The following is an 11,111-nucleotide window of genomic DNA, read 5'->3' on the forward strand; positions in this document are numbered from 1 at the left end:
GCGCCCGTAATCATTCACACGCTTCTATATAATTATGCTTGATCCTCCAGTTACTGAAGGTTATATAATGGGGCAAGAGAGGGGGATGACGATGGAAGGTGCACATTATTCCATCGGAAAATTTGCCGAGTTAAGCGGCATTCCGATACGCACGCTTCATTATTACGAAGAGATAGGACTGCTCTGCCCGCGCCGTCAGGACAACGGATATCGCATCTATGGTTCAGCTGATTTGATCGCCTTGCAAAAAATCATCGGCTTAAAGTCGCTTGGCTTTTCTTTGGACCGTATTCGCCAGTTCATTCATCATCACGAACGGGAGAAGAATTTGGCCGAAACTCTGCATATCCAGCAGCAAGCCCTGCAGGCCGCCCGTGCTGAACTGGATAGGTCGCTGGATATACTTGGACGGTTACTTACAATCGTGCAGCGTGAGGGAGAACTGTGATGTTTCTATTAATACGCAACATGCTGCAGGAAGACAAACAACGCAGTTGGGTAGCGGAACATTTGTCGGAGCACACGGCAACTGCCTTGTTCGATATCTCCCAAGATGCCGCAGCTGAATTGGATCTGGAGATGCTTGCCTTTACTGAAGCCGTCAAGCGTTTATCAACAGGAAAGCCGGACGCTTTGGAGGCCGAAGAAATGCTACGTTTCTATGTACAACGGATACTCGATTTTCTAGATGACCAGGCGCTGGCAAACTTTGCCCACATTTCAGAGGATCAGCATGATCATTTGAACCAGTTGGTGGATATGCCATTAAATGAGCGGGAGACTACGTGGCTGAATGAGGCGCTGGCACACTATGCGAGCAAATTTGGCCTTCCTGGAATCGATGGCCATAGTATAGATCCAAAGGAGGAACAAAGATGACAGGAGAAAAAAAGGAAGCCCAATTATCTGCACTCATGGGACATGTTAGAGAACAAGAATGCTTTAACGGCGTGATCCTGGTTGCCGAACAGGGGAAACCTCTGCTTTGTGAAACGATGGGCTTTGCAGAACTATGCCAAGATAATGTACGTCCGCTTACTATAGACTCGATGTTCGAGTTAGCTTCGGTCTCCAAGCCAATTACAGCACTGGGCATCGTACGCCTGCATCAGCTGGGGAAATTGCAATGGGATGATCCGGTGTCCAAATGGCTGCCCGAATTGCCCTATCCGGGTATTACAATCCGTCATTTATTAACCCATACCTCTGGGCTCCCTGATTACATCGCGCTATTCACCGAGAAGTGGAATCACGCACAGATTGCTGTCAACAACGATGTCCTAGACATGCTCGCCGCTCATCGCCCAGATTCATTGTTTGCGCCTAATGATCGCTGGATGTACAGCAATACGGGCTATATTATGCTCGCTATTCTAATTGAACGGATCAGCGGCCAATCCTACGCGGACTTTCTGTCTGATCAGATTTTTCAACCGCTCGGCATGGCGCGAACATGCGTATACAATCGCCGTCTTAATCGCGCCCCTGTTCCGTCAGACTATGCCTGGGGCTATGTCTATCGCCTGGAACACGGTGGATACGTGCTGCCGGATGCCGTACCGGAAATGAATTATGTCCACTACCTGGACGGCCTGCAGGGAGATGGCATGGTGAATAGTACAGCCACGGACTTGCTTCGTTTGGATCGTGCGTTGTATGACGACAAGTTTATTCATCCGCAGTTGCGTGAAGCCATGTTTACACCTGTGACGCTCCATAACGAAGAATCGTTCGACTACGGATTCGGTTGGTTGATTGAGCGGCATCCACAGCTAGGCAAAGTGGTAAGCCATAGCGGCGGCTGGCCGGGATATGCCACGCTTCTTAAGCGCTATATCGAGCAGGATCTGACGCTCATCCTTATGCAAAATGGAGAACGGGACTACGCCTATACCCAGCAGTTGATCCGGAGCGTGGAACAGGCTCTTGCCGGCGAGCAAATTGAACTGCCGCGAGCAACGGCTCACCGCAACATGATTCGGCTATCAGCAGAGGATTATGAACCCTTTCTTGGTGAATACCTCTTTAAGGATGAACAGGAGCAGACGCTGCCTGCAGAGGTTTATATGAAACAGAGTCAACTCTGTATGAGACTTGGCAACGGGATGGCATTCATATTGCTGCCGATCAGCGCTACACGCTTCTACGAGCAGCAAACCGCAACCGAACTGGAGTTTGCCGAGATTGAGGCGGGCAAGAGCTACCGATTGATCTGGTATGATCATGAGAGCCAAAGCGTAGCGGAACGTGTACAGTGACAAGACAGGACTCAGTTATATGAGTTAGGGTAGCAGATGCTAGAACAATTAGATACCACGTCATCGCCTTGTTCACCATACTCCTCCCCATCTGGCTATCCGAGTAACTCGGTCTTGTACAGCCGGTTGGCGGTCCTATGACTGAATCTTGTTAAGGAAATCCTCCAGAATCATTTTCACAGGCAGACTTGCTTACGACTTCAATCTACTTATTCGATCCAGTATGGAAGGATTGGCTGCTATCTGCTGTTTACTTTCCGGATTTGTAAAACTTCTCAACGTATCAATGCAAATTTCGAAGAGCTCTTCGTCTTCTGTATTCAGCAGCTCCAACAGTATCTGTAGTTCATACATATTACAGCTGCTATCTATACAATAGGCGAGCTTTTTCTGCCATGCCAGTGGCTTATTAGCCACACTCTTAGACAACTTCTCCCAATCTTCCAAGCTAAACTCCAATAGAATCTCGCTAGCAAAAATACAGCCATCATCGTACCACGAATCCACTGATATTTCGGCCGATAAGAGGTTGTCTAGCTCTCTATATGCGTTTCTGATTACGGACTCCCTCCTTGTTAGTAAAAGGCCAAGACAACTTTCTAAACAACTGTATTCTAATTTCACTATTTATCTGGCGATGGCCTGGATCGAAAAACGGATTTAATTTACGCGTCGGTATATTCCGTGCTGCGAGTTGGCGGCTGTTACATTTAGAATGAATGGGGAATCATCGATCGATGTGAAGCCTTTTGCAAAAGGACGAGGGTGCCCCAAAAGTCATCAAAGATGGCCTTGGAGCACCCTAATGATGAGATAGATCCCTATATATATATGAACAGTTCAAATAGCCAATTATCTTTGGAGACAAGTATTTTTGCTGGTTATCATCTAACTTTGTGTTTACGATAACCATATTCTTTTCTTTTCTAAATAATTGGTCAGTTCCGTTCTCCAAGAATACCATATCAGGGTTAAAGCTGTTTATAATCCCCCCAAAGATTCTAAATAGTTGTTCCAATCCATTGTGGAAAGCTTTGCCGAATAACTGTATTCTTATTTCGCTATTAATCTGCATTCCATACTCTTCTCTAATGAAATCCAAACTAATAATTTCTTCTGTTTCAATATCAATCGTGAAGTATTCGCAACAGAGACGAGAGAGATCATCATATGATGTAACCTTGCCTTCAACTATGTCGCGTACTATAGAGTATACAGTATTCTTTAAGGTTCTCGAATCCAAATCTGAGACTAAAAGCAGTTCACAATCCATCCCGCTAACCTCCGAATATTCTCGTTATCTTACCATCTCTCACAAGCAGCAGCTCTTCTAACCGTTTCAAATCACCATTGGCATTAGCCTTCCTTAAAATTGTTTCGGTAATCTCTGCAACTTTTTCATCTGTGAAATTATCTAAGTTTAAAACAATACTTCCTGACTGGTTTTTTGTTTTCCCTGCTATTTCTTTATTATACTCTGTGTCTTACCTTCAGGTTTTGGCGCATAGCAGTCAAACACTTTACCTTCGACCAGATAATCCGGATTGGACCCAGCTTTGATTCCGTAGCCATTTCCTCCATCAACTTCATCCAGCATCCTAACATCATATCCTTCATTAGCTAAGATATCGGCGGTCTCATTCTGTTTCTTTATTCCATGGGAATCTCCCACGCCGTAATCACCTTTTGGTTTGCTGCCCTTTGGCAAAGAAGGTTCAGTTAATTTCACATTACCTGCAACCTCAGCAACCTCATCCCCATGCTTCCCTGCGCCAGTAACCGCATCGGCTGCTTCATCACCATGCTTGGCAATACCGCTGACGATGTCGCCGCCCTTTCGCAGCCATGGGAAGAACATGCCGCCTGCCGCCAGCAGCTTATCCCCGTCCGATAACTCTTCGCCAGCCATCGTCTCGCCTGCTCCGAGTTCAATGGCAGATTTGATGTTGCCGATTATCGGAACAAAATCCAGCCCCGTTGACACAAATTCTGTCACCTTGTCCTGCCGCTTCTTGGCCTCTTCGCTGTACTTGTCACTGGCCCCCTGCTGGCTTGCAACGAACGCCTCGGCGAACGGATCATTCTTAATATCCGCCCCCGCGTACTCGAAGGTCCGCGGATCATACCCCTGCGAGATCGCATAGTTTAGAAATTCCTCTATCTTGTCATTGAAGTATGGCTCATAGACATGGATCGGCATGAGATTGGTCCCGCTGTCCCTTAGATAACCGAGCAGCAGCTCGTCCAGGTTGCCCATGTTAATCGGCGTCACTTCGCCCTTGCCGTTAATGACCACCATGCCCTCGCGCTCGTTATCGTACTTGTATTGGGCCGCCAGCTCCTCCGGCGTGAACACTTCCTTCTCCGGCAGCAGTCCCATACTGTTCAATTGCTGCAGCAGACCTCCTGTATTGCTGAGCGCTGCATACAGGCCCATCATATCCATAGCTGCTGTTTTCTCGCCAATGCCGATGTAGGCAATCCGCAAGCGGTCCAGCAAAGCCCGCGCCTCGATCAGCTGCTGCCTTGCCCAGTCTCCCTCTGGGCCCTCCTTCATCGACAGCCGCACCAGATAGAGGTACTGATCTCTATTTAACGCCTCGAGCATGTCCTCGTCAATGGGCAGCGGTGTTGTGACCGTCTTAACCAGCAGCTGTATCTGCCGGATCGTCAGCTCTCCAATCGTGGTCACGAAACTCCCCGCCATCGCAATCAGCTGCCGGATATCGAGCGGCTTATCTCTGTCCTTAATCAGGTCAAACAAAGCCGGGATGAAGGCAGTCAGCCTCTTTTCAATCCCCGCAATCTTGAGCTCCAGGTCAGATATACTGATCCGGTTAAAAGCATCCAGGTTCGCGGACATCACGCCGATCGTGCCGAGAACCGCTATTCGCTGCTGAATCTGCCTCTCCATGGTCTGATAGCGATCGCTGGACTGGCGCACAAAAGTCTCCAAGCCGACCAGCTTCTGACGGATACTCTCCGCACTGGCTGCCGCCTGCCCAAGCCTGCCGCCAATTCCGCGTCTCGCCTTGATCTGGCCGTCTACGCCATTCGCCACACTGTGTACACTGCCTGTTACCGACGACAGCTTATTAACAGCGCCGTTGTGCAAACTGTTTATACTTTGGGCCACCGTATCAAAATGAATTTCCAGCCGCGACACCTGCATCACTTCCTCGTCCTATGGCCTGGTTCGCCAATTCATAACGATACAAGGTTCGCTTAATCCCCATAAATTCCTGTATATCCCTGTTGAAATCTTGCTAAAGAATGAGCTGAGACACAAAAAAAAGCAGCAGCACCCAGATCCCCTGGTCTGCACGCTGCTTCGGTAAAACGCCGTTTGCGTCAGCGGCTGCTTGGCACATAGGATTGATCCCGTACCACAACCGTATCAGGTGTAAAACATATGAGCACATTGCTGCTGTCGAGGTTTTGAAATCTGCGGTCCCAGCCCGATTCGTCGCTCCCCAAGTACTTGGCTAACAGTCTTTTTGCTATAGCAGGATCAAACTCCTTCACTGCCGCCTGCCCTCGAAAACCGGCATGAAGCACCTTACCGCTCCTATGATCATAATCGATGATGCCTATCGCACATGGCGGATGCTCTCTAATCCTTTTAGGGAAACTGTCGTTGGCATTGCCGATTATCCAGATGTGAGTCCCATCCCAATCAAACCAGACAGGCGAATCGCGAGGCCCTTCATCGGATAGCGTTGACAGATGGGCAAACATCGGCTGCTTCAAAAACAGCTCAAGATCAAAGCTGCGGTTCTTATCTCTAATGATTTTCATGCTTCTCACGTCCTTTAAGCTTCTTAAGGGTTGCCCAATTATTAATCCTCTTCCTTCAGAGGTGACTTGCGCCAATTGTATTCGCTGAGAATATTGATTTCTTGCTCATCGTATTCGGAATGGTAGTGATGCCCATGCGGGCAAGGAAGATATAGCGGCTCCGGATATGATGAAAATTGCAGCTCTGATAAAATAGACTCATACTTGTCCATCTCGCCATAAATATAGATGATATTATCCCTGTCATAAACAACCGTTGAGTTGTCACTTGGTGAGTGAAACCAAATATCGTGCCTGCTGTCATTCGCCAGGAAGTCCGCATACTTGTTCAGAAACTCTTCAACCTCAGACCCCCTTAGCTCTTCACTTTGATACCGGGCGGTCTCCTGATCACACCTGCTTACATGAAGCACATATAGAATAAACAAGGATTCACTCATGCTCTTAACTAGATTTAGCAAGGTATCTGTTACATCTGTCGACCAAACAACTAATCTCGAGAAATCAGGCTCTATACTCACATGATAAACATTTGCATCTGCATACTTTTCAAATCGTTTATATTCCTCCGGGTTCTGATCCGGCATAAACCGCAGTTTTTCAGCCATAATTAATCCCCCTGTAAGTCCTCTTCATCGATTCGTCAGCTCCAGAACACGCTCCAAGAAACCAATCAGATATTCTTCCCCTTCCCGCCCTTCAGAGGATAACGAGGTGAACGTATACGTGATCACTGCCGCTAAACTGCAGCAAAACAAGGACAACAGCGCAATTGTCCCGATGTCCAGAACCTGACTGCTGGTTGCCAATATAATGGCGAAAGACCCCGCAAATAATATAGCCAGTGACAAAATATCGGTAAGCCCCCTGTACGTCCTAAAGCTAACCACCGTGACGCCTTTCCTTGTCGAAATTCTCCCTATGGCCTTGTTGAATATGGGATTGTTCATGCAAATTTTCCCGCTCTTGTAACTTATACTGAACAACCCTCGCTTAACCCAGCCCGAGTAGCGCTCACTCCAGTTATCAATAAGCGTAAAGTCCACACATTCTCTAAAAGCCGCTTCACATTCTTGAACAGACAGCTTGGATATGTATCTTCTCCTCAGTGAAAACACCTGCTTTGTCTTGATCTAGTAGTAGGAAACCGGCACATAAACTATGATAATCCCTGTATATTCCTGTTAATATCTTACTAAAGCATGAGCGTATCCAACAAGAAAAAAAGCAGAAGACCGCCGCATTCTGTGGCTTGCTTCTGCTTTATACTATAAGTCTCGATAGAATCTGTCTTAAGGAGCACTTCAGTATCACAGCTTCCATAAGTCCAAATACGAAATCTAAATATCCGATTGAATCTTTGCAAGGAAATCTTCGAGCATTTTCCTTACTGGTATGCTGGCAGCAGGTAATAAGTCGTTTACACGTTGTAAAATCCCCGGGTCATCCAATATTATATTTTTGATTTCTTGACTAGAATAACTTCTTAATGTATCTATGCATATTTCGAATAATTCCTCATCATTAGTATTGAGCAAAGAGATTAGTATGTTGTGTTCATGAGAACTACACTCATTATCCAAACAATATGCTATTTTCCTCTGCCATTCAATTGGTTTACTAAGCACTTGGTTAGATAATTCATCCCAATCGTTTGGGCTAAAGTCTGAAAGTATTTCGCTTGCTATGATACAGCCGTCATCGTACCAAGAATCTACCGTTGTATCAGCAGATAAAAGGTTATCAAGTTCTCTGTACATATTTGGTGCCTCCACATAAATTGAATTAAAAGCCTGATGGGCGAGACGCATTTACCGTACCTGTTGGATAGCCGCTTGTTACATCATCACCAACTTTGATTACATCAATCTCCACACCATCAATAGTTGCTCTATGCCAAGTCGCCCCATCCCTCAATCTTGTAGAAATAGCTGGTGTGTTGCCAACATCAGTTACATTCTTGAAAATTTGTTCTTCAGTCCACGAATCAGGAAATAGAGTACTCTTTTTGAGTTTAGAAATATTTCCATCAGGAAACTGCTTTGTAAAAACAACATTTTTGGTACCGTCTGCATTTGTTGATAATACTTCAACTGCAAAATTATCGTTAGCATTATTAATGGGATCGTACCCCTGCGAGATTGCATAGTTCAGAAAATCTTCTATCTTGGCGTTGAAGTACGGCTCATAGACATGGATCGGCATGAGCTGTGATTGTGTTCAATCAAGGTTAAATCCGAAGATGTATGCATCCTCGGCTGCCTTATATTCAGCAGCTATATTTTTATAGACTACTGCGTTATGAATGGCAAGTAGAATACTTTCTCTTAATGTGTTGTCCTTTTCCAAACCTACTTGCGCAATTAACATATTTACACTTTCAATTACTTCATCTCTGTCCAGGCTCCCATACTCTAAGATATCTCCAATTTCCTCGATTTTGCTTTCTTTCTCAATTTTATTCTCAACGGTCAGGGTATCTTTTACTTTCTCTACTAGATTCATTGTAAACTCCGATTGTCTCCATTTACTCTGGAGATTTTATAGGTGTCTGGTTGGCAAGATCTTTATCATAAAACGGACTTTCAGGGCAGTAACAGTTGTCTCTATAGTAAAAAACCGAAGATGTCTATGCATCCCCGGCCTCCTAACAAACATATCATTATCAAAAATTTTCCATTGTGTTAATGTAACTCTTCGTTTGATCGATCCAGTTTAGCGCTGAATCTGCTTCGACTTCAGGCATAACGCCCCTTTGAGCCTTATATTGGAAATTTTCTCTTGCCCAAATTAAGACTATCTTTAAAAACTCAACAGTCTCAATCCTGCACACCATTTCCTCTTCATCTTCATCCGTAAAGATATCTTCTAGAGTTGTATACTGTCGGTCAGATTTTATGACGTTGACATTTCCGCCCCCCCCATATGATTCCACTTTTCCTTCTAGCAAACCAATTAATTTTTCTACTTCTTCTTTAATAGAATTAATGTCTAAAAAAATGTCTGCACCTAAAGAGTCACTTATCATGTACCCATTATCCAGTGTTTCATCAATGCTAAAATCTAATACTACCTCATTGAAGTCTTCCTTGTGCTCAGTTTCATAGATATATTTAAGCATGAAATCGATCTCCAATCTTTAGTAAAGAGGATATGCTGATACAATTTTTCCATTCTTTATTATCATCTCAATAGTCATTCCGTTACTCGCTGTTCCTCTGTATCTATTGTTCTTAAACACTTCTTTGTTGCTAAAGGCTGTATTCACTTCATCAACTATTTGTTGAGGTGTCCAATCTTTTGGAAAAAAAGTAGACTTTGCTTGCTTTAATGTTCCTTCTACTTCAACATTGGCTCTATACACACCAAACTCATTTGGCGGATCAATGTTTCCTACAACCTTACCCTTACTATTTTGCACACCTTCGTAATGAAATCCAACAGCTTGGCCCTTGACAACTTCACCTTCAAAAATATGATTTATTGCGTTACTTTTAGTGCCTTGTTTAAAGTTATCTGTATTTTTTAAATTATCTACACTTTTTCCGACTTGTTCCACCGCATCAGCAGCCTCATCCCCATGCTTCCCCGCACCTGTAACCGCATCGGCTGCTTCGTCGCCATGCTTGGCGATACTGCTGACAACATCGCCGCTCTTGCGCAGCCACGGGAAGATGATGCCTCCTGCCGCCAGCAGCTTATCCCCGTCCGATAACTCTTCGCCAGCCATCGTCTCGCCTGCTCCGAGTTCAATGGCAGATTTGATGTTGCCGATTATCGGAACAAAATCCAGCCCCGTTGACACAAATTCTGTCACCTTGTCCTGCCGCTTCTTGGCTTCTTCGCTGTACTTGTCACTGGCCCCCTGCTGGCTTGCGACGAACGCCTCGGCGAACGGATCATTCTTGATATCCGCCCCCACGTACTCGAAGGTCCGCGGATCATACCCCTGCGAGATTGCATAGTTAAGAAAGTCTTCTATCTTGTCGTTGAAGTACGGCTCATACACATGGATTGGCATGAGATTGGTCCCGCTGTCCCTCAGATAACCGAGCAGCAGCTCGTCCAGGTTGCCCATGTTGATCGGCGTCACTTCGCCCTTGCCGTTAATGACTACCATGCCGTCACGCTTGCGATCGTATTCATAACTGGCGGCCAGTTCCTCTGGCGTGAACACTTCCTTCTCCGGCAGCAGTCCCATGCTGTTCAGCTGCTGCAGCAGGTCGGCTGTGTTGCTGAGCGCTGCGTACAGACCCATCATATCCATAGCTGCTGTTTTCTCGCCAATGCCGATGTATGCGAGACGCAAGCGGTCCAGCAAAGCCCGCGCCTCGATCAGCTGCTGCCTTGCCCAGTCTCCCTCCGGGCCCTCCTTCATCGACAGCCGCACGAGATACAGGTACTGCTCTCTATTTAACGCCTCCAGCATGTCCTCGTCAATGGGCAGCGGGGTCGTGACCGTCTTCACCAGCAGCTGTATCTGCCAGATCGTCAGCTCTCCAATCGTTGTCACGAAACTTCCCGCCATCACAAGCATCTGCCGGATATCAAGCGGCTTATCTCTGTCTTTAATCAGATCAAACAAAGCCGGGATGAAGGCGGCCAGCTTATTTTCAAGCCCGGCAATCTTGAGCTCCAGGTCCGATATACTGATCCGGTTGAAAGCATCCAGGTTCGCGGACATCACACCAATCGTGCCAAGTATCGCGATTCGCTGCTGAATCTGCCTCTCCATGGTCTGATAGCGGTCGCTGGACTGCCTCATGAAGGTCTCGACGCTCATCAGCTTCTGATGGATGCTCTGCGCATCGGCTGCCGCCTGACTCAGCCTGCCTCCGATCCCGCGTCTGGCCTTGATCTGACCGTCCACGCCGCCACCGATGCTGCGCACATTGCTCGTCACCGACGATAGCTTGTTCACTGCTCCGTTATGTAACGTGTTTATACTTTGGGCTACCGTATGAAAATCAATTTCCAACCGGGACACCTGCATCACTCCCTTGTCCTCTGTCGTACCAAGCCGGTTTCATAAGCATTATAAAATTCGCTTAACCC

At 46.3% G+C, this 11,111-nt stretch carries 14 protein-coding genes; 3 read left to right on the forward strand and 11 right to left on the reverse strand.

Annotated elements, in window-relative coordinates:
- Positions 1 to 91 precede the first annotated feature (91 nt).
- Genes L1N82_RS17520 through L1N82_RS17530 form a run of 3 tightly spaced genes read left to right on the forward strand, consistent with a single transcriptional unit; the run spans position 92 to position 2,258 of the window.
- Positions 92 to 448, forward strand: a complete 357-nt coding sequence (locus L1N82_RS17520) for a MerR family transcriptional regulator (protein ID WP_235288752.1) — start codon at positions 92 to 94, stop codon at positions 446 to 448.
- 20 nt (positions 449 to 468) lie between these two features.
- Entirely contained in the window at positions 469 to 879 is a 411-nt protein-coding gene (locus L1N82_RS17525) for a hypothetical protein (RefSeq protein ID WP_235288753.1), read from the forward strand.
- Positions 876 to 2,258, forward strand: a complete 1,383-nt coding sequence (locus L1N82_RS17530) for a serine hydrolase domain-containing protein (protein WP_235288754.1) — start codon at positions 876 to 878, stop codon at positions 2,256 to 2,258. The genes L1N82_RS17525 and L1N82_RS17530 overlap by 4 nt, the downstream gene beginning before the upstream one ends.
- Positions 2,259 to 3,060: 802 nt before the next feature.
- On the opposite strand, the gene L1N82_RS17540 is transcribed toward L1N82_RS17530, so the two are convergent.
- The 11 genes from L1N82_RS17540 to L1N82_RS17590 all read right to left on the reverse strand — a co-directional run bounded on the left by L1N82_RS17540 (position 3,061) and on the right by L1N82_RS17590 (position 11,043).
- Positions 3,061 to 3,531 (reverse strand): hypothetical protein, encoded by a 471-nt coding sequence (locus tag L1N82_RS17540; protein WP_235288755.1) that lies wholly within the window; start codon positions 3,529 to 3,531, stop codon positions 3,061 to 3,063.
- A gap of 4 nt (positions 3,532 to 3,535) precedes the next feature.
- On the reverse strand, positions 3,536 to 3,721 hold the full coding sequence (locus tag L1N82_RS17545) for a CdiA C-terminal domain-containing protein (RefSeq protein WP_328284497.1): 186 nt from the start codon (positions 3,719 to 3,721) through the stop codon (positions 3,536 to 3,538).
- Entirely contained in the window at positions 3,718 to 5,430 is a 1,713-nt protein-coding gene (locus L1N82_RS17550) for a pre-toxin TG domain-containing protein (protein WP_235288756.1), read from the reverse strand. The genes L1N82_RS17545 and L1N82_RS17550 overlap by 4 nt, the downstream gene beginning before the upstream one ends.
- A 179-nt stretch (positions 5,431 to 5,609) precedes the next feature.
- Complete coding sequence (locus tag L1N82_RS17555; RefSeq protein WP_235288757.1) at positions 5,610 to 6,056, reverse strand: pyridoxamine 5'-phosphate oxidase family protein; 447 nt, start codon at positions 6,054 to 6,056, stop codon at positions 5,610 to 5,612.
- A 41-nt stretch (positions 6,057 to 6,097) separates the two neighbouring features.
- Entirely contained in the window at positions 6,098 to 6,664 is a 567-nt protein-coding gene (locus L1N82_RS17560; RefSeq protein ID WP_235288758.1) for a hypothetical protein, read from the reverse strand.
- Positions 6,665 to 6,688: 24 nt separating this feature from the next.
- Positions 6,689 to 6,946, reverse strand: a complete 258-nt coding sequence (locus L1N82_RS17565) for a hypothetical protein (RefSeq protein ID WP_235288759.1) — start codon at positions 6,944 to 6,946, stop codon at positions 6,689 to 6,691.
- Positions 6,947 to 7,396: 450 nt separating this feature from the next.
- Positions 7,397 to 7,816, reverse strand: a complete 420-nt coding sequence (locus tag L1N82_RS17570; protein ID WP_235288760.1) for a hypothetical protein — start codon at positions 7,814 to 7,816, stop codon at positions 7,397 to 7,399.
- Positions 7,817 to 7,841: 25 nt separating this feature from the next.
- Positions 7,842 to 8,261, reverse strand: a complete 420-nt coding sequence (locus L1N82_RS17575) for an EndoU domain-containing protein (protein ID WP_235288761.1) — start codon at positions 8,259 to 8,261, stop codon at positions 7,842 to 7,844.
- A 15-nt stretch (positions 8,262 to 8,276) separates the two neighbouring features.
- Entirely contained in the window at positions 8,277 to 8,561 is a 285-nt protein-coding gene (locus tag L1N82_RS17580; RefSeq protein ID WP_235288762.1) for a hypothetical protein, read from the reverse strand.
- Positions 8,562 to 8,721: 160 nt separating this feature from the next.
- On the reverse strand, positions 8,722 to 9,177 hold the full coding sequence (locus L1N82_RS17585; RefSeq protein WP_235288763.1) for a hypothetical protein: 456 nt from the start codon (positions 9,175 to 9,177) through the stop codon (positions 8,722 to 8,724).
- An 18-nt stretch (positions 9,178 to 9,195) separates the two neighbouring features.
- Positions 9,196 to 11,043, reverse strand: a complete 1,848-nt coding sequence (locus L1N82_RS17590; RefSeq protein WP_235288764.1) for an EndoU domain-containing protein — start codon at positions 11,041 to 11,043, stop codon at positions 9,196 to 9,198.
- Positions 11,044 to 11,111 lie beyond the last annotated feature (68 nt).

The organism is Paenibacillus tarimensis, from assembly GCF_021532315.1.
In the GTDB taxonomy this organism is placed as follows: Bacteria; Bacillota; Bacilli; order Paenibacillales; family Paenibacillaceae; genus Paenibacillus_I; species Paenibacillus_I tarimensis.

Excerpts from the sequence above, each read along its gene's own strand:
- L1N82_RS17520 (WP_235288752.1), top strand. The coding sequence starts at position 92 with ATGGAAGGTGCACATTATTCCATCGGAAAATTTGCCGAGTTAAGCGGC.
- L1N82_RS17525 (WP_235288753.1), top strand. The coding sequence starts at position 469 with ATGCTGCAGGAAGACAAACAACGCAGTTGGGTAGCGGAACATTTGTCG.
- L1N82_RS17530 (WP_235288754.1), top strand. The coding sequence starts at position 876 with ATGACAGGAGAAAAAAAGGAAGCCCAATTATCTGCACTCATGGGACAT.
- L1N82_RS17540 (WP_235288755.1), bottom strand. The coding sequence starts at position 3,531 with ATGGATTGTGAACTGCTTTTAGTCTCAGATTTGGATTCGAGAACCTTA.
- L1N82_RS17550 (WP_235288756.1), bottom strand. The coding sequence starts at position 5,430 with ATGCAGGTGTCGCGGCTGGAAATTCATTTTGATACGGTGGCCCAAAGT.
- L1N82_RS17555 (WP_235288757.1), bottom strand. The coding sequence starts at position 6,056 with ATGAAAATCATTAGAGATAAGAACCGCAGCTTTGATCTTGAGCTGTTT.
- L1N82_RS17560 (WP_235288758.1), bottom strand. The coding sequence starts at position 6,664 with ATGGCTGAAAAACTGCGGTTTATGCCGGATCAGAACCCGGAGGAATAT.
- L1N82_RS17570 (WP_235288760.1), bottom strand. The coding sequence starts at position 7,816 with ATGTACAGAGAACTTGATAACCTTTTATCTGCTGATACAACGGTAGAT.
- L1N82_RS17575 (WP_235288761.1), bottom strand. The coding sequence starts at position 8,261 with ATGCCGATCCATGTCTATGAGCCGTACTTCAACGCCAAGATAGAAGAT.
- L1N82_RS17580 (WP_235288762.1), bottom strand. The coding sequence starts at position 8,561 with ATGAATCTAGTAGAGAAAGTAAAAGATACCCTGACCGTTGAGAATAAA.
- L1N82_RS17585 (WP_235288763.1), bottom strand. The coding sequence starts at position 9,177 with ATGCTTAAATATATCTATGAAACTGAGCACAAGGAAGACTTCAATGAG.